This window comes from Sphingomonas aliaeris, assembly GCF_016743815.1.
GTDB classification, from domain to species: Bacteria; Pseudomonadota; Alphaproteobacteria; order Sphingomonadales; family Sphingomonadaceae; genus Sphingomonas; species Sphingomonas aliaeris.
On the sequence record NZ_CP061035.1, the window covers coordinates 2,978,266 to 2,999,967 of the forward strand.

The 21,702-nt window shown below is 63.7% G+C and carries 23 protein-coding genes and 1 tRNA gene; 10 read left to right on the plus strand and 14 right to left on the minus strand.

All coding sequences use genetic code 11. From position 1 onward, the window contains the following. Together H5J25_RS14005 and H5J25_RS14010 are read left to right on the plus strand one after the other, a co-directional pair. Entirely contained in the window at positions 1-585 is a 585-nt protein-coding gene (locus H5J25_RS14005; protein WP_202091971.1) for a hypothetical protein, read from the plus strand. A gap of 9 nt (positions 586-594) precedes the next feature. Beyond that, positions 595-1,071, plus strand: coding sequence for an HIRAN domain-containing protein (locus H5J25_RS14010; protein WP_225883128.1), 477 nt, complete (start codon positions 595-597; stop codon positions 1,069-1,071). Here the strand turns inward: H5J25_RS14010 and H5J25_RS21695 are convergent. The 3 genes from H5J25_RS21695 to H5J25_RS14025 form a co-directional block, all read right to left on the minus strand. Next, positions 994-1,236, minus strand: coding sequence for a DUF6894 family protein (locus tag H5J25_RS21695; RefSeq protein ID WP_202091973.1), 243 nt, complete (start codon positions 1,234-1,236; stop codon positions 994-996). The genes H5J25_RS14010 and H5J25_RS21695 overlap by 78 nt on opposite strands. Positions 1,237-1,300: 64 nt before the next feature. Beyond that, complete coding sequence (locus tag H5J25_RS14020) at positions 1,301-2,584, minus strand: tyrosine-type recombinase/integrase (RefSeq protein WP_225883129.1); 1,284 nt, start codon at positions 2,582-2,584, stop codon at positions 1,301-1,303. 165 nt (positions 2,585-2,749) lie between these two features. Beyond that, a tRNA-Tyr gene (locus H5J25_RS14025) sits at positions 2,750-2,835 on the minus strand. A 199-nt stretch (positions 2,836-3,034) separates the two neighbouring features. Here H5J25_RS14025 and rlmB point away from each other — a divergent pair. Continuing rightward, the gene (gene rlmB, locus H5J25_RS14030) at positions 3,035-3,784 is read left to right on the plus strand and encodes a 23S rRNA (guanosine(2251)-2'-O)-methyltransferase RlmB (protein WP_202091975.1); all 750 of its coding nucleotides are present in this window, start codon (positions 3,035-3,037) and stop codon (positions 3,782-3,784) included. A gap of 51 nt (positions 3,785-3,835) precedes the next feature. Here the strand turns inward: rlmB and H5J25_RS14035 are convergent, their stop codons facing one another. Further along, positions 3,836-4,153 (minus strand): 2Fe-2S iron-sulfur cluster-binding protein, encoded by a 318-nt coding sequence (locus H5J25_RS14035; RefSeq protein ID WP_202091977.1) that lies wholly within the window; start codon positions 4,151-4,153, stop codon positions 3,836-3,838. Between the two features lie 69 nt (positions 4,154-4,222). Here H5J25_RS14035 and H5J25_RS14040 point away from each other — a divergent pair, with 69 nt between their 5' ends. Continuing rightward, on the plus strand, positions 4,223-4,846 hold the full coding sequence (locus H5J25_RS14040) for a DNA-3-methyladenine glycosylase family protein (protein WP_202091979.1): 624 nt from the start codon (positions 4,223-4,225) through the stop codon (positions 4,844-4,846). Between the two features lie 29 nt (positions 4,847-4,875). On the opposite strand, the gene H5J25_RS14045 is transcribed toward H5J25_RS14040, so the two are convergent. After that, positions 4,876-5,295 carry a DUF2147 domain-containing protein gene (locus H5J25_RS14045; RefSeq protein WP_202091981.1) on the minus strand — a complete coding sequence of 140 codons (420 nt, stop codon included), beginning with the start codon at positions 5,293-5,295 and terminating at the stop codon, positions 4,876-4,878. A 137-nt stretch (positions 5,296-5,432) separates the two neighbouring features. Here H5J25_RS14045 and H5J25_RS14050 point away from each other — a divergent pair, with 137 nt between their 5' ends. From H5J25_RS14050 to H5J25_RS14065, 4 genes are all read left to right on the plus strand, one after another. Beyond that, complete coding sequence (locus H5J25_RS14050; protein WP_202091987.1) at positions 5,433-6,773, plus strand: Nramp family divalent metal transporter; 1,341 nt, start codon at positions 5,433-5,435, stop codon at positions 6,771-6,773. A gap of 119 nt (positions 6,774-6,892) precedes the next feature. Beyond that, on the plus strand, positions 6,893-7,387 hold the full coding sequence (locus H5J25_RS14055; RefSeq protein WP_202091989.1) for a hypothetical protein: 495 nt from the start codon (positions 6,893-6,895) through the stop codon (positions 7,385-7,387). Positions 7,388-8,077: 690 nt separating this feature from the next. After that, the gene (locus tag H5J25_RS14060) at positions 8,078-8,371 is read left to right on the plus strand and encodes a hypothetical protein (RefSeq protein ID WP_202091991.1); all 294 of its coding nucleotides are present in this window, start codon (positions 8,078-8,080) and stop codon (positions 8,369-8,371) included. Between the two features lie 145 nt (positions 8,372-8,516). Further along, the gene (locus H5J25_RS14065) at positions 8,517-8,705 is read left to right on the plus strand and encodes a hypothetical protein (RefSeq protein WP_202091992.1); all 189 of its coding nucleotides are present in this window, start codon (positions 8,517-8,519) and stop codon (positions 8,703-8,705) included. 448 nt (positions 8,706-9,153) lie between these two features. Here H5J25_RS14065 and H5J25_RS14070 read toward each other — a convergent pair whose 3' ends face one another. After that, complete coding sequence (locus H5J25_RS14070) at positions 9,154-9,984, minus strand: HpcH/HpaI aldolase/citrate lyase family protein (protein WP_202091993.1); 831 nt, start codon at positions 9,982-9,984, stop codon at positions 9,154-9,156. A 448-nt stretch (positions 9,985-10,432) separates the two neighbouring features. Between H5J25_RS14070 and H5J25_RS14075 the strand changes: the two genes are divergently transcribed. Next, on the plus strand, positions 10,433-11,827 hold the full coding sequence (locus H5J25_RS14075; RefSeq protein WP_202091994.1) for an ATP-binding cassette domain-containing protein: 1,395 nt from the start codon (positions 10,433-10,435) through the stop codon (positions 11,825-11,827). Here H5J25_RS14075 and H5J25_RS14080 read toward each other — a convergent pair. From H5J25_RS14080 to H5J25_RS14105, 6 genes are all read right to left on the minus strand, one after another. Further along, positions 11,824-12,555 (minus strand): FadR/GntR family transcriptional regulator, encoded by a 732-nt coding sequence (locus tag H5J25_RS14080; RefSeq protein ID WP_225883130.1) that lies wholly within the window; start codon positions 12,553-12,555, stop codon positions 11,824-11,826. The two genes, H5J25_RS14075 and H5J25_RS14080, sit on opposite strands and share 4 nt — an antisense overlap. A 62-nt stretch (positions 12,556-12,617) precedes the next feature. Beyond that, the gene (locus tag H5J25_RS14085) at positions 12,618-13,241 is read right to left on the minus strand and encodes a helix-turn-helix transcriptional regulator (RefSeq protein ID WP_202091996.1); all 624 of its coding nucleotides are present in this window, start codon (positions 13,239-13,241) and stop codon (positions 12,618-12,620) included. Positions 13,242-13,468: 227 nt separating this feature from the next. Further along, a complete protein-coding gene (locus tag H5J25_RS14090; protein ID WP_225883530.1) occupies positions 13,469-14,797 on the minus strand; it encodes an MFS transporter in 1,329 nt (442 codons plus the stop codon). After that, positions 14,794-15,567 carry an SDR family NAD(P)-dependent oxidoreductase gene (locus tag H5J25_RS14095; RefSeq protein ID WP_202091998.1) on the minus strand — a complete coding sequence of 258 codons (774 nt, stop codon included), beginning with the start codon at positions 15,565-15,567 and terminating at the stop codon, positions 14,794-14,796. Before H5J25_RS14095 ends, H5J25_RS14090 begins: the two co-directional genes overlap by 4 nt. Positions 15,568-15,582: 15 nt before the next feature. After that, on the minus strand, positions 15,583-17,070 hold the full coding sequence (locus H5J25_RS14100) for a carboxylesterase/lipase family protein (RefSeq protein WP_202092000.1): 1,488 nt from the start codon (positions 17,068-17,070) through the stop codon (positions 15,583-15,585). Positions 17,071-17,190: 120 nt separating this feature from the next. Continuing rightward, positions 17,191-18,303 (minus strand): S-(hydroxymethyl)glutathione dehydrogenase/class III alcohol dehydrogenase, encoded by a 1,113-nt coding sequence (locus H5J25_RS14105; protein WP_202092007.1) that lies wholly within the window; start codon positions 18,301-18,303, stop codon positions 17,191-17,193. A 309-nt stretch (positions 18,304-18,612) separates the two neighbouring features. On the opposite strand from H5J25_RS14105, the gene H5J25_RS14110 reads away from it, so the two are divergent. After that, positions 18,613-19,020 (plus strand): hypothetical protein, encoded by a 408-nt coding sequence (locus H5J25_RS14110; RefSeq protein ID WP_202092009.1) that lies wholly within the window; start codon positions 18,613-18,615, stop codon positions 19,018-19,020. A gap of 122 nt (positions 19,021-19,142) precedes the next feature. On the opposite strand, the gene H5J25_RS14115 is transcribed toward H5J25_RS14110, so the two are convergent. Both H5J25_RS14115 and H5J25_RS14120 read right to left on the minus strand, forming a co-directional pair. Beyond that, on the minus strand, positions 19,143-19,715 hold the full coding sequence (locus H5J25_RS14115) for a PEPxxWA-CTERM sorting domain-containing protein (protein WP_202092011.1): 573 nt from the start codon (positions 19,713-19,715) through the stop codon (positions 19,143-19,145). Between the two features lie 399 nt (positions 19,716-20,114). Beyond that, positions 20,115-21,701, minus strand: coding sequence for a DHA2 family efflux MFS transporter permease subunit (locus H5J25_RS14120; RefSeq protein ID WP_404829538.1), 1,587 nt, complete (start codon positions 21,699-21,701; stop codon positions 20,115-20,117). Between the last annotated feature and the right edge of the window lies 1 nt (position 21,702).

Sequence of the window (21,702 nt, forward strand, 5' to 3'; positions counted from 1 at the left end):
ATGATCGGCTACGAGCTCAGCAGAGGCCTGGCCTACCGGGCGATCAAGCATCCTGACATGCACTGGTATACGCGAACGATACCGTTAGTCTGCACCCTGGTGGTCAGCGGGGTGATGATCTTTCTTCCAAGCCCTCCCACGCTGTTAGGGAAAGACGGGCTTGTCGCCGCGAGCTTGAGCGTGATCTCGACGCTCCCGGGGTTCTTTTTCGCCGGGCTGGCAGCCGTTGCGACGTTCAGCGGCCTCAATATGGACGCCGTGATGCCTAACCCGCCAGCACGCATCGGTGTGCGGGTCGGCGGCGGCAAATCCACCATCGATCTTAGCCGTCGGCAGTTTCTCTCCTACCTGTTCGCCTATCTTGTTCTCCTGTCGTTTGGTCTCTGTGTCGTTTCCCTCGCGCTAGCGGCAGCAACGCCTACTCTACTGTCATGGAAAGAGAGCCTCGTCGCGGACGGCTATGGGGGCGCATGGGCAATCGCTCGTGCGCTCGGTATCATTATCTATTCGGCGATCGCGAGTAGCGTGCTGGTTACCACGCTGCACGGGATGTTCTTTTTGACAGAGCGCATTCACCAGCCTTGAGCAAATCGGATGGACGATCGCGAACTGAGCCTTGCCGTGGTCGGCATCAACTACGAGAATGCGGACGGTGGCAACCGGCGGTTCGAGGTCGAGCTATGCGCTCCCGGCGATCCGATCCACCTGCACCGCGAGCCGAAGAACAAGCATGACGACAACGCGGTGGCGGTCTTCACCGAGCGCGGCGTCCAGATTGGCTACCTGACCGCGGAGCGCGCGCCTTGGATCGGATCGAAGCTGGCGGCCGGCGAAGAGTTCGTCGCGGTGTTTCAGGGGCTAACCGCCGCCGCCTATGTCCGCATCAGGTTCGGCGGCGGTGCCCCTACCCTACCCGTCCAGCGCGAGCAGCCGCCGGCCTGGACGGACGGGTTCTACCCCCGACCCGGAAGGGTCGGAGTGGGGGGCATGATTTTAGAACCGTGGCATCGAGGGCGCCACCGCGCCGAAGATCGAGATCGAATACAGAATCATCCCGTCCTCGGTAGTTAGCTCGACAGAGATATCCGTATCGAAGACGTCTATGTCGCGCTCTTTAAGCATCTCGCCCGCAAACTGCTTTAGCGTCTCGCCAGCTTGCTTGTGATTCGGCATCTCAAATACAGCGCCGGATGTCGGCACTCCGTTCTCGACGGTGATGAACTGATAGTTTGGCATCCCCGGAAAATACTGCGATTATCGGACCCTACCATAACCTATTATAACTGCCGGAAAAACCGCTTCAATTTCGCTTGCCGTCGAGCAGGCTTACCGCAGGCGGTGCATCGTTCAGGATCAAGTTGGCCCAGACCTGCGCCAGCTCGCGACGACGCTCCATATGAGCCGCCCGGTTGTAGGCACCCTCGACCTTATCTTCGGCAACGTGCGCCAGCATCAGGTTGATGACTTCCCGGTCGTCGGGACGGCCTTCGCGGCGACGCCATTCGTTCATCACCGACGAGAACGACGATCGCCAGCCATGCGCGCAATGCCGGTGCTTATAGATGGCACCGTTCGCGCGGATGATCAGCGCACGGACGGCGTTCTCGGACATCGGCCGGTGGGCGTGGCGATCGTTCGGAAAGAGGAACGGCAGGTGCCCCGTCAGGGGGCGCACGGCTTCGATTGCCTCGACCGCCTGCCGGGAAAGCGGCACGATATGTTCGAACTCGATATCGTCCTTCAGACGGAGGGCCAGCTTCATCGTGCCCGGCGGAACGCGCCAGATCGGGTTCTCGCTTTCCAGCCCCTCCAGTTCGGTCCATCGGCAATGCCGCTGCACGGCCGATCGGACGGCGGTCAGCGCGATCAGCCGGTTCGCCAGCTTCGTGATGGGGCTGGCGTTCTCAGCTTCGACGTCTGCGATCAACTGGCGGCATTCGACCAGGTTGGTCAGCGCCGGCTGCTTCGTCGCCTTCGGCTTCGGCTTCAGGAGCGACTTGACCACCGCGGCCGGATCGCCGGACCGCATCCCGCCCGCCGCCGCATAGGCGAACACGTCGGACGCGCGCTGGCGGATACGGTGTGCAGTCTCGATCGCCCCGCGCCGCTCGACCTTCCGCAACGCCTCCAGAAGCAACGCCTCCGTGATATCCTTGATCGGCATCGCGCCGATCGACGGGAAGAGATCGTTCTCGAGGCTGACGATCACGTTGCCAGCGTGCACAGCACTCCATCGCGGCCTGTTCAGTTCGTGCCACGCACGTGCGCAGGCTTCGAATGTGTTCCAGGCGCCGAGCGTCCGCGCTGCCGCTTCCTGCTTTTTCTCAACGGCAGGATCGCGACCGTCGCGCAGGATCGCCTTCGCCTTCTCTCGCTTCTCGCGCGCTTGGATCAGCGACACGTCGGGGTATATTCCGAACGTCAGCAGCTTCTCCTTCCCGGCGAACCGGTACTTCATGCGCCACGACCGATTCCCGGTGGTCGACACCAGTAGGAACAGCCCGCCGGCATCGGCCAGCTTGTAGGGCTTCTCGCCGCCCTTGGCCTTCTTCGCTTGCGTATCCGTCAGCATGCTACCCCGCATGGGGGTATCCGCTACCCCCGGTCCTGAGCCTACCCCCGCCGATACCCCGACAGGGGGTACGCTTGGGCCGGATCGTGTCGGACAATGCTGGACGATCAAACCCGCGCGTTTCTGCGGGTTATATAGACGTTCTCGAGCAATATCGGAAGCCGCCGGATGGAGCCTTGGTGGACAGGGCTGGATTCGAACCAGCGTACGCTTGCACGGGCAGATTTACAGTCTGCTGCCTTTAACCACTCGGCCACCTGTCCAGTTGGGCCGCCAAAAAGCGAGGCGGTCCCCTGCCAAGACGGGGAGCCCCTGTCAACGTCCGTTCTGTGCGATCGGCGCTTTAACCGTGGGAAAGACGCGCCGTCCTTCCTTTCCCGCGGTCGAAAGCCTAAGGACGGCGATCCGACGGCCCGTATCCGCAGGCCGGTGACAGAACAGCATAGTTGAAGAGATCGATCGATGGCCCGCAAAGGACACCGCCCCTCGCAAGCCGGCAATGGCCGCCCGCGTTTCTGGGGGCGGCATGCGGTCATCGCCGCGCTCGCCAATCCCGAACGCGTCGTACGCAAGATCTGGGCGACGCGCGAAGCGATGAGCCAGCTCGAAATCCCGCCCGTCGTGCCGATCGTCTTTGCCGACGTCGCGGATCTTGGTCGCATGGTGCCAGGCGACGCCCCGCATCAGGGGCTGGTGGCGGAAGTCGATCCGCTGGAGGATATCTGGCTGGGCGACCTGTTGCAGCAGGGCGCGGACGACAACCGGCCCCTGCTGGTGCTCGATCAGGTGACCGACCCGCACAATGTCGGCGCGATCCTGCGCTCGGCGGCGGCGTTCGACGCGCTTGGCATCATCACGCCGGATCGCCACGCGCCGCCCGAATCCGGGACGATCGCACGGTCGGCCTCCGGCGCACTGGAAGTCGTGCCGTGGGTCCGCGTCGTCAATCTCGCCCGCGCGCTCGATGAGATTGCGGAAGCGGGCTATTGGCGCGTTGGCCTCGCTGGCGAAGCGACGCAGACGCTGGACAAGGCGATCGGTCAACAGGCGCGCATCGCTTTGGTGCTAGGCGCGGAAGGCGAAGGCATGCGGCACAACACCGCCGCGCATTGCGACGAACTCGCCAAGCTGCCGATCTCGCACAAGGTGGAGAGCCTCAACGTCTCGAACGCCGCCGCCATCGCACTGTATGCGGTGACGACGCGGGCGTGAAGATCCGGGGGTGACGGCGCGGGCGGGCCACGGGCCAACCCGCCCCCTCCGTCAGTCCTCCGCGGCGATCGTGACGCGCAGCCCGTCCAGATCGTCGGTCATCTGCACCTGGCACGACAGGCGCGAATTCGCGTCGCGCTCGCTGGACGAATCGAGCAGATCATTCTCGTCTTCGCTCATCTTCGGCAGTTTGGCCGCAAATTCCGGGTCGATATGCACATGGCAGGTCGCGCAGGAACAGCACCCACCGCACAGCGCCAGAATCTCGTCGATGCCGGCATCCCGGATCACTTCCATCACCGACAGGCCCGTCTGGCCATCGATCTCGCGTTCTTCACCTTCACGCGTCACGACGATAAGCTTAGGCATTCTAGTCTCCCGGCAACGTTTCTCCATCCGCCATGCCGTGCGATGCTGCACCGATCAAGGATATCCCGCATGGGCCTGAACGCCGAACAGTTGCGAACGTCGATCGACGCCTTGTGCGCCGCCGAACCCGCCTTCGCCGCCGCGCTGGCACGCGTCGGATATCCGCTGCCGCGCATCAATCCGCGCGGCTTCGCCACCTTGCTGCGCACGATCCTGGGGCAGCAGGTCAGCACGCAATCGGCGCAGGCGGTGTGGAACAAGCTGGAAGGCATCGCCGGCGACCTGACCGATCCCGCCAGCATCGCGCAGCTCAGCGACGAACAACTCCGCGCCGCCGGTCTCTCGCGACAAAAGGCAGGCTATGCCCGCAGTCTGGCGGACGAAGTGACGAGCGGCCGGCTCGATCTCGCCAATCTCCCGCAGGACGACGAGGACGCAATCAAGGCACTGGTCGCGGTCAAGGGCATCGGGCGCTGGTCGGCGGAAGTGTATCTGCTCTTCGCCGAAGGCCGTCCGGATATCTGGCCCGCGGGCGACCTCGCCGTGCAGATCGAGATCGGGCGCATCCTGGGCCATGACGTACGGCCATCGGAAAAATTGACCCGCGAGGTGGCGGAGGCGTGGCGTCCGCATCGCGGGGCGGCGGCGGTGTTCACGTGGCACCATTATGGCAGCGACATGAAGGTGATCTGACCGATCCGCCCTCCGACCCTGAGCCCTCTTCAGTCCGCCTTGGGCCAGCGTTGCGTCTTGCAGATGATAAAGAAGCAGCCGCGGATCTTCAACGCGCCGTCGGGATAGCGGTCGAGCGTCGCCGTATAGGTGTCGCCCGACTGCGGATCGTAGAGATTGCCGTGCCACTTCTCACCCCCATCGGTGAAGTTCAGCAGCAGCGGCAGGCCGACCAGCGGGCGGTGACGCTGCTTCGGATCGTTGTTCCGCTCGTCGACCGTCTTGCCGTAATCGGCGGCCGGCAGCAGCTTGATGATACGGCCGCACATCATCCCGTGTCCGCACGGTTCGATCTGGATCATCGCCTTCTTGTTCTGGGTGATCCACCGCCCGGCGACCGGCTGCGCGGCCTGCGCTGCCGGGACGAGCGCGACCGACGACAAGGCTATCGCACTGACCAATCTGCGCATCGAACTTCCCCAAAACGCCGCACCCCGCAGCGGCGCAGCCGATCCCTGGCAGCGCATGATGGCGAAATAACGACACTTTCGCGCGCGACTGCGGTTCGCGATTGACGGCACGGGATGGTTACGAGAGGGGAAAGGCGATGTCTCCGCCGCCAACCGCCTCAGATTACATGGATCCGCAAGGTCACCGCCCCTCGCTTGCCGAAAGCTATCGATCGGTGCGCGTGCCGACCGGCAAGGGACGGTTCTGGGGCAAGATCGGTGCGTTTGCCGGCCCCGGCTATATGGTCGCGGTCGGCTATATGGATCCGGGCAACTGGGCGACCGACCTCGCGGGGGGATCGGCATTCGGATACACATTACTGTCGGTCATCCTGATTTCGAACATCATGGCGATGGTGCTGCAATCCTTGTCCGCGAAACTCGGCATCGTCACCGGACACGATCTCGCACAGGCGTGCCGTCGCAATTACAGCCGTCCGGTCAATTTCATGCTGTGGCTGCTATGCGAACTGGCGATCATCGCCTGCGATCTCGCCGAAGTGCTCGGCACCGCGATCGCGTTGCAATTGCTGTTCGGCATGCCGCTGATCGCCGGCGTGTGCCTGACCGCGTTCGACGTCATGCTGATCCTCGCGCTGCAACGCTTCGGCTTCCGCAAGCTGGAAGCGTTCATCGTCGCATTGCTGATCGTCATTGCAGGCTGCTTCGCATTCGAACTCGCCATCGCACAGCCCAGCATCGCCGGGATTGCCGCCGGGCTGATCCCGCGCGCCGAGATCGTCACCAATCCGGCCATGCTGTACATCGCGATCGGAATACTCGGCGCGACGGTGATGCCGCATAACCTGTATCTTCATTCCTCGATCGTGCAGACGCGCGCCTTCGACCGGGACGAAGCGGGCAAGCGCGACGCCGTGCGCCATGCGACGATCGACAGCACCGTGGCCCTGTTCCTCGCTCTGTTCATCAATGCGGCGATCCTGATCCTCGCCGCTGCCGCCTTCCATGTGAACGGCCGGACCGATGTCGCGGAGATCGATCAGGCGTATCGGCTCCTTTCGCCCACGCTCGGCGCAGGAATGGCCAGCGTGGTCTTCGCAATCGCATTGCTCGCATCGGGCCAGAATTCGACCGTGACGGGAACGCTGGCGGGTCAGATCGTCGCGGAAGGGTTCCTCAACCTGCGCCTGCCTCTGTGGCTGCGGCGGATGGTCACGCGGTTGCTGGCGATCATTCCCGCCGTGATCGTCGTCGGCATGAAAGGCGCGGAAGGCGCGACCGAATTGCTGGTGCTGAGCCAGGTCGTGCTGAGCCTGCAATTGCCCTTCGCGATCGTGCCGCTGGTCCGCTTCACGGGCGACCGCGGGCAGATGGGCGTTTTCGCCAATCCGTGGTGGCTGAAGATCGCCGCCTGTGTGATCGCCGCGATCGTCATCGTGCTGAACGTCAAACTGCTGATCGGGTTCTTCTTTTCCTGATCGGAGGCTTAATAGCAGGATGCCTTAAGGTCGGTCCACTTCCAGGTCGTGAACCCATAAAAGCGAACGACCGTTTGCGCCCAATAGCGGACATCGCGAAAGTCGCTTAGCCTGCACGAATGGACGACCCGAGGAACTGGCTGGACGAGATCGTGATCGTCAACGAGAGCAAGGAGGAGCGGCTTCCCGGCGACGTCTCGCTCTACCGTAGCATCGGAGATGCTTGCGAAGCCCTCGAATACTGGTGGGTGAAGAATGGCGAAGGTCACGCCTTTACCGCGAGCGGCGTCCGGCTTGTGCTTACGGCTGAGGATAATGGCCTCGTGACAGTCGCCTCTCGGGAGGAATGTGCCGAAGGCCCCGCCATTGTTGTGACTTGGTTGATGTCGCTCGCGGAAACCGCTCTGGAGGCTCGTAAGCGCGTGGCACAGGATGGGCGGGCGATTTTAAGCGCGGCGGAAGAGGCGGGTTCACTGCCGACCACCGTCGACGGACTTATCGCTTACATCGGGTTGCCCTGGACTGCCCCACGCGACTGGTTTGTGCCGGGCTGCTTAGCACTTCTCGCGGCAACCGCGCTGCTTCTCGCGGCGATCCTCATTAAGGCGTTCTAGCGTCTGCTTGCCGCCACGATCGGACGTTTGGCGCGATCGAGGGCACTGCTTAAAGCGAACGGGCCGGAAACGCCCAATTGCGGTCGGCCACCGGATCCGCCACGTAATCGAGTCCACGGAGCAAAGGAGTGGTCGATGCTGTGGGCGATATTGTTTCAGTCGGTTCCTTTGGCGTCAGTCCCGCCATCTTTGCCAACAGTCAATGAGGGTTGGGTTTTTCCAACTGAAAGGTCGCTTCGAGTGTCGAGCGTGTGTCCGAAGGTCGGTCGTATATCGGCTAATTCTTTTGAAGATTCGACTAACAAATCTTTCACCGTTCAGGGCATGGGCCGCTCCAGTTCGCCCGCGGACCGGCAAGCAATAAAGAACATTCTTGCACCTTTGCAGGGCGTAGATTCGGTGGATGTCGGTTGCTGGGGGCACCAGGGAGGCCTAATCGTTGTTCGGGGACCCGGTTTGAAAGACGGCAGGGTGACTGAAATTCGCGTGGACTTTCTTTGGACAGAGATTGGCGCAACGCCGCTCGCGCCCGACGCGATATATCCTTCCGCTTACTAGTCAGCACAGGACAAAGTGATCGACGAATATCCACCACAATCGGCCAGTCAGCTTTACCGATCGTGATCCCGAAGGCGGAAAGGCCGTCAGCGCTCAATTGCGGACATTAGGTAAGATGGCCTATTGAAGCCCATGATCTGGTGGGACTGGACGGGTTCAAAGAGGCTTGCGCTCTTAGCAGCAATGCTCGCGGTGGCTGCGTTCCCGTGGGTAGTCCTCGGTTGGCTTCCGCATGAATGGCGGGCGTTCATTGGGGGAACCGCCTTCCTGATGTTGCAGCTGATGTTTGGTTGGTTTCTGTTTGTTGGTCTGTTCACGGGACGGATACCGGCTCGCGGTGGATCGGAAAGTCGCATTGTCACGCCAGTATGGTTTTGGGGCGTGGCCGCAACCTACGCGGTCATCTTAATCTTTTTGTATTCATGATCGTCTCCATCGTCGCCTATTGACCGCTAACCACCACAATCGGACGCTCCGTGTGGTTGATCGCACTCCCGAAAGCGGACATTCCGCTAACGCCCAGTTGCAGACATCCGCTGCAGAGGGCATCCCTAAGCGGAGGAGCCGATGTATGCGAATAATTTTCTGCTTACTGCTTGGCCTCGTCGCGGTGTTCTGCGCGTTCGTCGGCGGAACCATGCCACTCATGCTTCCTTCGCAAGCCGCCAAAAACCGTGCTTACTACCAGCAGTTCAAAGCCGCCGCAGCTTACATCGACAAGAATGGGAAGCTACCTGCAACCGAACTCGGCGGTTCGTGAAATACAGGCGATGCTGGCCTTCTGATATTATCATCACCCAAAATCCCAGACGATTGCGATCAGTCGTTCAAGAAGGCTTCCACTGACCGTCTTGTGCTGTCGTTCTGGCGAGGCGAGTGGACGGAATGCTATGGATATCCTTCCGGTCGCACCACCTTGCCGATGAGTGTTCAAGCCTACCTATTATCTGGCTTGGGCATGAACCTCGTCATCTACTGGCTCCTCGCGGCGGGTGTGGCTTGGGGCGCGATCCGTTTGCGACCGCGAAGAGGCGCATCAGTGCGGTCGCCAGCGGACGGCAGCTAACCACCAAAACACGACATTCGAGCTTATGAGTTTACGGCCTAATGTTTGTCCTGAGCGTGTCGAAGGGCGGGCAGCCCGGGACAGGTGCTTCGACAGGCTCGGCACGAACGGTCTGGGTGGATCGGCGTCGCTTCCTCTTGCTTCAGCCCAAAATACGCTCCGCCTGCGCGAGATGCAGCCGCTCGACCATCTCGCCATTGACGCGGATCGCGCCACGATCGGCATTTTCGGGTTGAGCGAACGCGGCGATCACCGCTTCGGCCCAAGCGCGTTCCGCATCGCTCGCGCCGAACGCCCGGTTGGCCGCGGCGATCTGTGCCGGGTGGATCAACGTCTTGCCGTCGAAGCCGAGCATCGCCCCCTGCCCGCATTCGTCCGCCAGAACGGGGCCGTCGTCCAGGATGTTGCAGACGCCGTCCAGGACGACCAGGCCATTCGACCGTCCCGCCATCACGATCGTCGCCAGCGCCGGCACCAGGGCCGTCCGCGCCGCATCGGGGCGGCACCGCATTTCCTTGGCGAGGTCGTTCGTACCGGCGATCAGGCAGGACAGGCCGAACTCCGCCGCCGCCCCGGTCAGCGCACCGATATGGATGACGGCGGTGCAGGTCTCGATCATCGCCCATAACGGCACCGTCCGGCCCACTTCCGCGCGCGCGATGGCCAGATCCGCCGGGGTCGATATCTTGGGAAGCAGGATGGCGTCGGGCGCCGCCCGTGCGATCGCGGCGCAATCGTCCGCGCCCCATTCCGTATCCAGCCCGTTGACTCGCACGACCAGTTCGCGTGTGCCGAAACCGCCGGTCGCGACCGCCGCGACTGCCGCCGCGCGCGCCTCGGCCTTCAGCTCGGGCGCCACCGCATCCTCCAGGTCCAGGATCACGACATCGCAGTCGAGGCCCTTGGCCTTCTCGATCGCGCGGGCATTGGACGCGGGCATGAACAGGGCGCTGCGGCGGGGTCTGGCGGTCATTATTGCTCCTGCAGGCGAACGGATCGCTCGCCATCGGCCTAACGCACAGCCTCGCATTTTGCCAAGCGCCGCGCCGCGCCTATAGCTTGACGATGGGCGGCGGAGATATTGGGACGGATACGAAGAAGGCGCGCGGCGGCGGGTCTGCGGTGCGCTCTGCCGGCGCTTTCCTATGGGTGTTCTCGGACCATGCGGGGTGGCGCGGGATCGCGGCGGTCGCGCTGGTCGGCGCGGGTGTGCTGCTGGAAGGTGCGACGATCGTCCTGCTCATCCCGATCCTGGGCGTCGTCCTGTCCGACGGAACCGCATCGCCGCTGCGGGCGTGGCTGGGGAACACGTTGGAAGGGTTCGGGGCGGTCACGCCGATTGCGCAACTGGGCGTATTGCTTTCGCTTTTCCTGATCGTTGCCGCGTTGCGGGGGCGATCCTCTACACACGCGATCTGGCCTTGGCGCGGTTGCAGGGTGGCTTCGTCGAGACGTTGCGCAACCATCTGCTTGCAACGCTGGCGGCTGCCCCGTGGAGCCGGATCGTCTCGCTGCGTCATGCCCGCATCACCAACCTTATCGGAACGGAGATGCAGCGCGCCGGGGCCAGCGCGCAATTCCTCATCCAGGGCAGCGTCGCTTTGGTGATGCTGATCGTACAGGCGGCCTTGGCCTTCAGCCTCGCCCCCGCTTTCGCCGCCGTGGCGATCTTCGCGTTGACGGTCGGCGGGCTGGCGGTGATCGGTGCGTCCGGGCGAACACGCGATCTGGGCGGCGATGTCGTCCGTCAGAATCAGGCGATGATGGGCAGCGCGGCGACCTTTCTCGGCGGGTTGAAGACCGCCGCCGCGCAGAACGCACAGCAGTCGTTCGTCGCCGAATTCGCCGCGATCCAGTCCGCGCTAAAGGATCGGCAACTCGTCTATGCCCGCCGATCGTCGCGGTCGCGCTCGGTTTTCGCACTGGCATCGTCGGTGGCCGGCGCTGCCGTGGTGTTCGGCGGCGTCGCCTACGGCATGTCCGCACCGGTTCTGATCGCGCTGATCCTGATCTTCGTGCGCATGGCGGGGCCTGCGCAGCAGGTGCAGATGATGACGCAGAACTTCTTCTTCAGCCTGCCGAGCTTCGAAGCCGTACGGCAGATGGAGGCGGAACTGACGGTCCAGGACGGCCCCGCCCCCCTCGCTTCCCCGCCTCCGCCCGGACCGGTCGAGCTTTGCGACGTCAGCTACCTCCATCCCGGCGGCGGCGGCGTCAAACACGCGTCGCTGGCCATCTCGCCAGGCGAATTCATCGGGATCGGCGGTCCGTCCGGCGCGGGCAAGACGACACTGATCGACCTGCTCATTGGACTGTTGACGCCGCAATCGGGCGAGATGCGGATCGGTGGGACGCTGGTCGATGCCGCGATGCTGCGCGGCTGGCGCGACGGCATCGCCTATGTCCCGCAGGACGGGTTCCTGTTTCACGACACCGTCCGGCGCAACCTTCTCTGGCACGACGACCGCGTCGATGACGCACGGATCGCGGCCGCGATCCGGCTCGCGGGGGCGGAGGACTTGATCGCGAAGTTGCCGGATGGATTGGACACCGTCATCGGCGAACGCGGCGCGATGCTGTCGGGGGGCGAGCGTCAGCGGATCGGGCTGGCACGCGCGCTGATCCGCCTGCCCCGGCTGCTCATCCTCGACGAAGCGGCGAACGCGATCGATGCGGAGGGGGAAGCGGCGTTGCTGGACCGCCTGAGATCGCTCGACCCGCGACCGACGATTCTGATGATATCGCATCGTGCGGAGAGCATCGCCCGGTGCGATCGAACGATAATCGTCGATCGCGGAACGGTAACTGCTGCCTAAGCGGCCCGAACCTCAGGCCGTCCCCGACTCAATTCCCGCAAGTTAACGCCAATCGCCGCATCGAAATGCGCCTCCATAGCCCTCCGTGCGGCATCTTCGTCACCTTCCACGATCGCCACCGCAATCGCACGATGCCGCGCGATCGTTTCGCTGCGATCCTCGTCTCGCGTCCGCGTCGCCCAGGCGGCGGGCACGGCGATCTGCATCAGCGGTGCGAACGATGCTACGATCTGTACGAACAACGCGTTGCGGCCGGCCCGGGCGATGGCGGCGTGAAATTCAATGTCGTGCCGCGTGATGGCGGGCATGTCGTCCGTCTCGACCGCCATCAATTCCGCCAGTTCGGCGATGCGCGCCGCTTCCTTTTCCGTACGGTTCAGCGCGGCCAGCGCGGCGGTCCTGACTTCCAGCGTGCGACGCACGTCCCAGATGTCGGACACGCTGACCTGGTCCGTGCTGATCGCATGACTCATCGACGCGGCCATGACCGACCCATCGATCGCGCCCACCCGCGCGCGCCGGCCATTGGCAACGTCGATCAGCTTCAGCGCAGCCATCGCGCCGAACGCTTCGCGCATCACGGCGCGGCTGACGCCTAATTCGGTCGCGAAATGCGCTTCGCCCGGCAACGCATCGCCGACGCGCAACTTGTGATCGACGATATGGGCATGTACCGCGTCCATCGCGCGCCGGACCAGCGATCCCCCCGCACTCATGGTTTCGGACACGTCTTTTCCCCAAGATTGCATCGTGCACGGATATGGCCTTGCGCCACAGCCGTAAAGTATCGTCAGGCTGCGAGCCGGCGACCGCGATATTCGCTTGGCGATACGCCGAAGCGGCGGCCGAACGCCCGGGCGAAGCTGGCATTGTTGAGATAGCCGCTGTCGTAGCCGATCTTCGATACCGGCAAGTCGGTGGTCAGAAGCCGCCGGCTCGCCTCGCCCAGCCGCCGTTCCGCCAGCGCTTCGGCGATCGAGCAGTGATACAGGTCACGAAAGCCGCGCGTCAGTTTCGCCCGATTGATGCCGCACGCCCGCGCCAGCCCGTCGAGCGTCAGCTTTTCCGACCATCGTTCGTCGATGATACGGCGCGCATCGACCAGCCGGCGGCTGTCGGCGAGCGACATGGCACCCTCCGCCGCGACTGGCACCAGGGACGCGGAAACGAGCAGGCGTGCTGTTTCGCAAAGCAGTTCGATGCTCTTCGCCAGACGGTAAGGCTGACGTGCAGCACCTTCCATCGGGCAATCGCGCAGCGCGACGGCGATTGCGCGCAATTCCGATGTCAGGTGGAACCGTGCGCCATCAGATGCCCTTGGCGACCAGCCGAACAGACGAACAAGCGCGGCGCGTTGCACGATGATCGAAAGGCTTTCCGGCCCCTCTTCGGGATCGCCGACAATCTCACTCATGCTGTCGGCAACGACTCGCACAGTCGCCGCCGTACCGACGCCTCCGAATGCGTATACCAGAACCGCGGCATCCGATGGGATCGCTGTGCGATCGGTCGCCCCTTGCCCCACCAAAGCCGACATTTCGGGCGAAACGAAGGTCAATTCCGCTGCATGCATCCCATATCTCCAATGGCTCTGATGGCCTTGGGAGATGTGATGCACCTATCGGAAAGCTATTGCAACACCTATCCGATAGGTCTTGTCGCGCTTACGGGTGCGCGGCGCATCGCCAGCGAGAAGGCGAAGACGGACACGACTGAAACACCGACCCCGACGATCGCGAGGGCCGGCCCAAGCTGCGACTCCCCGCCAAGAACCGCGCTGACCCAGGTCACCAGCGAAGGCGCGATACCGAAGCCGATCAGCCCGGCGATCGCGATAAAGGCACCGATACATAGGCCGCGCAGTTCGTTCGGGATCAGCACGGTCAGCGCGACGGAGGTGATCAATCCCGTAACTGCACCGCTTAACGTCAACAGGCCCAGAGCAACCGCAAAGCCGGGCACGTTGGGGCTGATCGGGAACAGGGCGGCCGGGATGCCGAGCACCGCCGCAATCACGGCCCCGAGCAGCAGCCCGCCGCGCATGCCGCTGCGTTGCCCGATGTCTGCTGCGAACCCGCCGAGAACTGCGCCGCCCACACCCGTCACGAAGATCAAGCTACCCATCCAGCCGGCGAAGTCGCCGGGTTGGAGGCCGTATTGGCGTTGCAACACCGGCGCGGCCCAGACGATCGCGGCGTTATCCGCCATCACGACGGATACTTGACCGACGAACAGCGGGATCAGGAACGCCCGCCGCGACCAGAGTTCGGCTGCAACGACCTTGAACGGCGCATGCGTTCCGGCCGCGACTTCCTGCCGGGCAGGTTCGCGGAGAAGGAGCAGGGGCAGGATCAGGACGGTGCTGAGAATGGCCAAGACGATATGCGTGGATCGCCAAGCCGAGGTCCCGCCGAATATCGCGGGCATCATGCCGCCAGCGAACCGGCCAAAAAGCCAGCCGCCGAGTCCGAACGCCGCCGCGACCCCGAGCGTCTTGCCGAGATTGACGAGCAGCAGCGCCCGCCCCCGTTGCGCCGGCGCACATAGGTCCGCGGTTAGCGAAAGTGCCGCCGTCAGCGCGCCGGTGGTGCCGATCGCGGTCAGCATCCGTGCGACGAACAGCATCGTCGTACCCTCCGCCACTGCGGTCAGGATCGTCCCGAGGGTCCATAAAGCGGCAAGCGCGATCAGCACGCGGACACGTTTGAAGCGATCAACCAGCATCCCGATCGGGATCGAACACACGACCAGGGCGACCGCCGCGCTGGCCCCGTGGATGATGCCGAGCATCGCGTCGCTGAGCCGCAATTCGGCCTTTACGCTTTCCTGCACGGTCGCGAACGACCCCATCATCGTGAAGCCGATCGCCATCGCCAGCGTCAGTGCCAGCAGCGACCACAAGGGACGTGGTGTTGCGGTCGCAGCCGGCAGGACCGGCGCGCCGGTATCGATCGTCATGCCATCGGTCACCAGCAACTATACCCCCCGTCGGCCAGCACGATGCTGCCCGTCATCAAACTCGCCGCATCGGATGCGAGAAACAGGATTAGGGATGCGACTTCCTCCGGATCGCCCAGCCGGGCCATCGGGGTGCCGTCGATCCATCGTTTGTACATTTCGCCCTGCTTGTCGGCGAAGGCGTTGAGTGGCGTGGCGATGTAGGTCGGCGCGACTGCGTTAACGCGAACGCCGCGCGACGCCCATTCCGCGGCAAGGCTGCGCGTCAGCTGATGCACGGCGGCCTTCGACGCATTGTAATAGCTTTGCGGTTGGGGCCGGTTGACGATCAGGCCGGACATCGACCCGACATTGACGATCGCCCCGGACCCCGCCGCCAGCATATGCCGGCCGAAGGCGCGGGCGCACCAGAACGTCCCATTGAGATTGACGTCGAGGACGTTTAGCCAATGCTCGTCCTCGACGTCCTCCGCCGCCGTCTCGCTGCGGGCGATGCCCGCATTGTTGACGAGGATGTCGATCCGGCCAGCGGCGGCGGCAAAATCATCCGCGACCTGCGTGACACGGGCGGAATCGGTGACGTCCAGTTCGACGCCGGAAACGGGATAACCTTTCGCCGCGAGCCCGACACGCGCCGTTTCGATCGCCGCTGCGTCACGGTCGCCGATCGTGACGATGGCACCGGCTTCGGACAGCGCCTCAGCGGCGCAATATCCGATTCCCTGTGCACCCCCTGTGACGAAGGCGACGCGGCCGTCGAGGCGGAAGCGGTCGAGATACATGGGCCCGGCCTCGATTCAGCGGATGAAGGCGGCGGCGGGCATCACCGCCTCCTGGATCGGTTTGTCGGCGGACAGCTGGAACACCTGACGCGTCTCCGTGTCGAACGGCTTCCACGGCAGCGATCCGTCGGTGGCGAAATCCACCCAGAGGCGGTGAACGCGCGTCGCTAGGTCTTGAGGTGGGTTGGTTCCGGCCAGCCCGCGTTCGCCCGTGGTGGTAGACAGGGTGTCGAATACGAAGGGCAGCTCGATCCCGTGACAGGCACCAAGTTCTCCGTCGCAGGCGGGCGATCGCCAGTCGAATTCGTAGAGGTGCGTCCGCCCCCGATGCGCCGCCGCGTAGAGCCGGGCGGGCCAGCGGAACACCAGATCGGTCACGGCCCGCGTGAAGGTATCCCCGGCCGAGGCACCGGGCCGGGCATAGGCCTTCATCACCGCCCTGGCGTTCGGCTGCGACTTGCCGATGATCCAGCGGGCAAGCAGGCCGAAAAGTTTCGGGCGGACGCCGGTCGGCACGAAATACAGGTTCATCTCCTCGGCATTGCTGCCGATCAGGACCTGCACGTCCTTGCCCATGCCGCGAGCGAACAGATCGACCGGTTTTTCCGGCAGAACGTCGTCGCCGAACACCGGTATGAAGCGACTGATACCGAACACCGGATCTACGCCATCCGCATCGCGCAGGTCGATCTTGCCCTTCGGCGCGGAGACGGCCTGCACTGCATCGAGCAGCGCGTCGGTGCTGCGAGAAGCGAAACCGTCGCGTGTCGGCGCGACCTTCAAGACCTTGGCCAGCCGCGTGACGAGACGTTGGGCAACGTCCATGTCGCGCACCATCCGGCCATGCCCGCTTTGCACGATCGCACGACCGAACAGGCCCTGCGCCAACGGGGAGGCGACCAGATCGGCCACCGCCATCGCACCCGCCGATTCCCCGAACACGGTGACGTTCGCCGGATCGCCACCGAAGGCGGCGATGTTCGCGCGGACCCATTCCAGCGCCGCGATCATGTCCCGCAAGCCGAGATTGGTGGGAACGCCCGGGATCGGCAGGAACCCCTCGATACCCAGACGGTAATTGATCGCGACGCAGACGATGCCGTCCCGGGCGAAGTTGGTACCGTCGCTGACCGGCGCGTCCTTGCTGCCGATGACGAAGCCGCCGCCGTGGATGAAGACCATCACCGGCCGCCCCGCGGCGTCCTCGGGCGTCCAGACGTTGAGCGTCAGATAATCGTCGCCGCGCGTCCCGCCGTCGCCGACCAGCGGCTCCGCATCGAGCGCTGGGAAGGGGGAGATGCGGTGCGGCGCGCATGGCCCCGGCTGTGTCGCATCGCGTGTCCCGTCCCACGGAACGACCGGCTTCGGCAGGTCGAAGCGGTTCGGGCCGACCGGTGGCGCGGCGTAGGGAATTCCAAGGAATGTGCGGATGCCGTTCGCCGTCGAACCGCGCACCGTTCCGGCGGAGGTCGCGACTTCGGGTGGATTTTGGGGATCGGTCATGTCGCGAGCATAGCCTACACGCCGACCGAGGCTACCGGCGGTGATGTGCCGGATGGCAGTCGCTTTATGCCGGAGCGGTCGTAATCCCCGTGCGCCGCCGCCCCCGCCCGGAAAGCCTGATCAGTACACCACCACCGAACGGATGCTCTCGCCCGAATGCATCAGGTCGAAACCCTTGTTGATCTCCTCCAGCGAGAGGACGTGGGTGATCATCGGGTCGATCTCGATCTTGCCGTTCATGTACCAGTCGACGATCTTCGGAACGTCCGTACGGCCCTTCGCCCCGCCGAATGCGGTACCCCGCCAGTTGCGGCCGGTGACGAGCTGGAACGGACGCGTGGCAATTTCCTTCCCCGCCTCCGCCACGCCGATGATGATGCTGGTGCCCCAGCCGCGATGGCAGGCCTCCAGCGCGGTGCGCATCACTTCGGTATTGCCGGTGCAGTCGAACGTGAAGTCCGCGCCGCCATCGGTCAGCGCCAGGATCTCCGCGATCGTATCCTCGCGCGATTTGCCGCGCGCGTCGATAAAGTCGGTCATGCCGAAGCGGCGCCCCCATTCCTCGCGGGTCCGATTGATGTCGACGCCGATGATCTTGTTCGCCCCCGCCATCCGGGCGCCCTGCAGCACGTTGAGGCCGATGCCGCCGAGACCGAAGACGACGATATTGTCGCCGACCTGCACCTTGGCGGTGTTGACCACCGCGCCGACGCCGGTCGTCACACCGCAACCGACATAGCAGCTCGTCTTGAACGGCGCGTCCTCCCGGATCTTGGCCACCGCGATCTCGGGCAGGACGGTGAAGTTCGAGAAGGTCGAACAGCCCATGTAGTGGAAGATCGGCTGGCCCTTATAGCTGAACCGCGTCGTTCCGTCGGGCATCAGCCCCTTGCCCTGCGTCGCGCGGATCGCGGTGCACAAATTGGTCTTTCCCGACAGGCACGACTTACACTGGCGGCATTCCGGCGTGTACAGCGGGATGACGTGATCCCCAACCGCGACGCTGGTGACGCCCGCGCCGACTTCGCGGACGATCCCCGCGCCTTCATGTCCCAGCACGCTCGGGAACAGCCCCTCGCTATCCAGCCCGTCCAGCGTATAGGCATCTGTGTGGCAGATGCCGGTCGCCATGATCTCGACTAGGACTTCGCCCGCCTTCGGCCCTTCCAGATCGAGTTCGACGATCTCCAGCGGCTTCTTCGCTTCGAACGCTACAGCGGCGCGGGTCTTCATGGCATGTCTCCTCGGGATACGATGCGACTAGGCGAGCGGGGGCGGAGCATCAAGGCTCCGCTGTGCCCGTGGCGATAGCCGACGCTGTCTAAGGTCACACTAGGGTCACACTGTGTCGGGGTCGAATACGGCGAGAGCGGCCGAAGTTCACACAAGGTCACGCGGTATTGAGGTATTTGCGCCAGATGGCGTCGGGGTGTCGGAGGAATGTCAAAGAGCGACAGTGATCGTAGCGGTCTGCCGGCGTGTAGGACATAGCGGCGACCGATATTGGTGGAAAGCGGGCGTTCAATCGGACATGATTGTCAGATGCTTCGTCCTGCCGACATTATTGCTGAGCTTGAACGCGGCTATTGCGAGGATGGTCGATCACCTTCACAGGCGGATATCCATCGGTGGACGGCAGGAGCGAGGGACGACGAGACGCAGCTCTATGATGATATTGGTGCCGAGTTGGCGCGCGGCTACCACGAACGGCGGTATTCATTCGATTTCTGCGACCGGGTAGTAAACGATCTTTATGGCACGATGATCGAAAAGCAGTTCAACGATCCGCAGCCGTCCTGGCCAAAACTTTTCTGGAGCGTTTACGAAGCCTTCGACGCGGGCGAGTTTCATCGCAAGCCCGATAAAAGCGACGATCCAGTCGCAGAGTTCACCGACCCGGAAATCGCTGACATCGTGCAGAGCCTGACTCGATGCGCTGAGGGTCTATAACGGACCGATGCGGAATGTCCGCAACTCGGCGAAAGCAGACGATGTGCCTCGGGCCTTAAGCCAAAGCAAAAAGCCGCCAGCCTTTCGGCCAGCGGCTCCGCTTTCTTCGAAAGAAGAAACTGTTAGGCGAACGAAACCTTCGTGCTGCGGCGACGTGCGCGCAGTGCGGCACCCATCATTCCGAAGCCGGCGATCATCATGCCCCAGGTTGCGGTCTCCGGCACCGCTGCTGCAACCGCCGAGGTTACAGTGCCTACGCCGCCCGTGAAGTTCACGTTGCCAGCCGAAGGAGTGACGGTGAACGTACCACCAGCGCCGAGGGTAGTGGCGAAATCCTGACCGACCATGAAGTTCGTTCCTGGAGCGAAGTTGAACGAGGTGATCAACGTGGTGCCCGTGAACAGGTTCAGGACGGTTCCTTCCGGGTTAGCGAATGACGCAGAGGCATCCGCGAACGTGAAGAGAGCATTTTGGTAAAGGGCAGTGAAGCTCGAGAACTGGAATACACCATTGCTGGCATCTTCCAGCGTGGTCAGGCCGGTGAACACGACGGGACCGTTCAGGTTATTCGTTTGCCCGACAGAAGAACCGGTGATCGTGCCGTTGTAGGTCACCGTCAGCGGCGTCGCTGCCGAAGCCGAAGTCGCGGTAAGTGCAGTCGCCGCAAGGGCTGCCGCCAGATAAAGGCTTTTCACGTTCTCTCTCCCTGATCGATTATAATAAGCGGTATCAAGCGACCCACTTCGGCTTCTGAACGGCCAAAGGAATCATCATCAATATTCCGGGGAACAGCTCCCCGGTTGGGGCTGCCGTAGACGAAGCAGTTGTAATAGCAACACGATTCATGATTTCGAAACCAACGTGTGTCGAATTGGTACGAATCCGCCAAGTTCCGAAGGACTGATCGAGACGAGCATCAAATCGTAGGCGCTACCTGGGCCACAGCGACTTTAGAGCCCGTACCATGATTAACCGTCATACGGACGACCTTGCCAGGATTACTATGCACCACGTTCACGAGCGTGTGGCCGAAGACCAAACGCGAACAGGATTAAGCATCCGATCAGGACGGGACCGGCCGCTTTCGCCGCCCCCTAATGCGCCGCCCCCATTTGCGGCGCGCCCTTTGGTTTGGGGGCTAGCCAGACGAAGGCGGCGGCTATGAGGAAGATAGCGAAGGCGAGTGTGAAGACGTGGGTGGCGCCGACGGTGGCGGATTGCGCTTCGACCAGGCGGTCGATGACGCCGCGCGACTGTTCGACGCTCATGCCGCGGGCCTGCAACTGCTCCATCGTGGTGGACACGCCGTTAAGCGCCGGGACCATGTCGGACCGGCTGACGCGGCTGGCATTGTCCCACGCGGTCGTCGCCATCGCGGTGCCGATCGCGCCGCACAAGGTCCGCACGAAGCTCATGATACCGGCCGCCGATGTCGTCTCGCTGGGCTTGACCGACGACAGCGCCAAGGCCGTCAGCCCGATAAAGAAGAACGGCATGCCGAACCCCTGCAACAGTTGCGGCAGCGCGAGTTGGAAGAAATCGGCCTCGGTGCTCCACCGCGCGCGGAGCAGCGACATAACGCCGAGCCAAAGGATCCCCAGGCACACGGTGATGCGCAGATCGACCTTCCCCACAAGCCGGGCGGCGATCGGGGACATGATGACGGCGAAGACGCCGACGAACGCGGTGGTGAACCCCGCCTCCGTCGCGGTGTAGCCGACGACCTGTTGCAGCCAGAGCGGCGTCAGCACGACCGATGCGAAGAACGCGCCGAAGCCCAAGGCGACCGCCACCGTGCCGGCGGTGAAGCCGCGGTGACGGAAGACCTTGATATCGACGATCGGGTTCTTTTCACCCAGTTCCCAGATGACGAAGGCGGGCAGGCCGATCGCGGCGATCACCGCCATCGCGACGACGAACGGCGACGAGAACCAGTCATGTTCGCGCCCGGTGTCGAGCATCAGCTGGAACGCGCCGACCCATACGACCAGCAGGATCAGGCCGACGATATCGATCCCGACCTTCGCCTTTTTCGTTTCGAACGGCGTGACGAGGCGGGTGACGGCGAAGACGCAGAAGGCGACGACCGGCAGGTTGATGAAGAAGATCCACGGCCAGGTCCAGTTGTCGCTGATCATCCCGCCCAGGATCGGCCCGGCGATCGGTGCGCAGACCGTGGTCATCGCCCACAGGCCCATCGCCGCGCCCGCTTTCTGTTTGGGAAAGATGCGCAGCAACAGGCTTTGCGACAAAGGCATGAGCGGCCCGCCGGACAGGCCCTGCAGGATGCGGAACACGACCAGCATGCCGAGGCTGTTCGACAGGCCGCAGAGCATCGAGAAGAAACCGAAGCCGATCAGCGACATGATGAACCAGCGGACGGTGCCGAAGCGCGCGGCGAGCCAGCCGGTGAGCGGCACGCTGATCGCGTCGGCGACCGAATAGGAGGTGATTACCCACGTGCCCTGCGTCGGCGAGATCGCCAGCCCACCGGCGATGTGCGGGACCGAGACGTTGGCGATCGTCGTATCCAGCACGACGACGAAGTTCGCCAGCGCGAGCGCGACCCCGGCGAGCAGCAGCTTGCCACCGCTGAGCGGCGTAGGCTCGGCATCCGTACCGGGTGTGGACCCCGTATCGGGTGCGGCGCCAGTACCGGCGGGGGCGGTCGCGTCCGCCACC

What these genes read in the sequence shown, in the direction of transcription:
- H5J25_RS14005 (WP_202091971.1), top strand. Translation starts at nt 1, where the DNA reads ATGATCGGCTACGAGCTCAGCAGAGGCCTGGCCTACCGGGCGATCAAG.
- H5J25_RS14010 (WP_225883128.1), top strand. Translation starts at nt 595, where the DNA reads ATGGACGATCGCGAACTGAGCCTTGCCGTGGTCGGCATCAACTACGAG.
- H5J25_RS21695 (WP_202091973.1), bottom strand. Translation starts at nt 1,236, where the DNA reads ATGCCAAACTATCAGTTCATCACCGTCGAGAACGGAGTGCCGACATCC.
- H5J25_RS14020 (WP_225883129.1), bottom strand. Translation starts at nt 2,584, where the DNA reads ATGCGGGGTAGCATGCTGACGGATACGCAAGCGAAGAAGGCCAAGGGC.
- rlmB (WP_202091975.1), top strand. Translation starts at nt 3,035, where the DNA reads ATGGCCCGCAAAGGACACCGCCCCTCGCAAGCCGGCAATGGCCGCCCG.
- H5J25_RS14035 (WP_202091977.1), bottom strand. Translation starts at nt 4,153, where the DNA reads ATGCCTAAGCTTATCGTCGTGACGCGTGAAGGTGAAGAACGCGAGATC.
- H5J25_RS14040 (WP_202091979.1), top strand. Translation starts at nt 4,223, where the DNA reads ATGGGCCTGAACGCCGAACAGTTGCGAACGTCGATCGACGCCTTGTGC.
- H5J25_RS14045 (WP_202091981.1), bottom strand. Translation starts at nt 5,295, where the DNA reads ATGCGCAGATTGGTCAGTGCGATAGCCTTGTCGTCGGTCGCGCTCGTC.
- H5J25_RS14050 (WP_202091987.1), top strand. Translation starts at nt 5,433, where the DNA reads ATGTCTCCGCCGCCAACCGCCTCAGATTACATGGATCCGCAAGGTCAC.
- H5J25_RS14055 (WP_202091989.1), top strand. Translation starts at nt 6,893, where the DNA reads ATGGACGACCCGAGGAACTGGCTGGACGAGATCGTGATCGTCAACGAG.
- H5J25_RS14060 (WP_202091991.1), top strand. Translation starts at nt 8,078, where the DNA reads ATGATCTGGTGGGACTGGACGGGTTCAAAGAGGCTTGCGCTCTTAGCA.
- H5J25_RS14065 (WP_202091992.1), top strand. Translation starts at nt 8,517, where the DNA reads ATGCGAATAATTTTCTGCTTACTGCTTGGCCTCGTCGCGGTGTTCTGC.
- H5J25_RS14070 (WP_202091993.1), bottom strand. Translation starts at nt 9,984, where the DNA reads ATGACCGCCAGACCCCGCCGCAGCGCCCTGTTCATGCCCGCGTCCAAT.
- H5J25_RS14085 (WP_202091996.1), bottom strand. Translation starts at nt 13,241, where the DNA reads ATGAGTGAGATTGTCGGCGATCCCGAAGAGGGGCCGGAAAGCCTTTCG.
- H5J25_RS14095 (WP_202091998.1), bottom strand. Translation starts at nt 15,567, where the DNA reads ATGTATCTCGACCGCTTCCGCCTCGACGGCCGCGTCGCCTTCGTCACA.
- H5J25_RS14100 (WP_202092000.1), bottom strand. Translation starts at nt 17,070, where the DNA reads ATGACCGATCCCCAAAATCCACCCGAAGTCGCGACCTCCGCCGGAACG.
- H5J25_RS14105 (WP_202092007.1), bottom strand. Translation starts at nt 18,303, where the DNA reads ATGAAGACCCGCGCCGCTGTAGCGTTCGAAGCGAAGAAGCCGCTGGAG.
- H5J25_RS14110 (WP_202092009.1), top strand. Translation starts at nt 18,613, where the DNA reads ATGCTTCGTCCTGCCGACATTATTGCTGAGCTTGAACGCGGCTATTGC.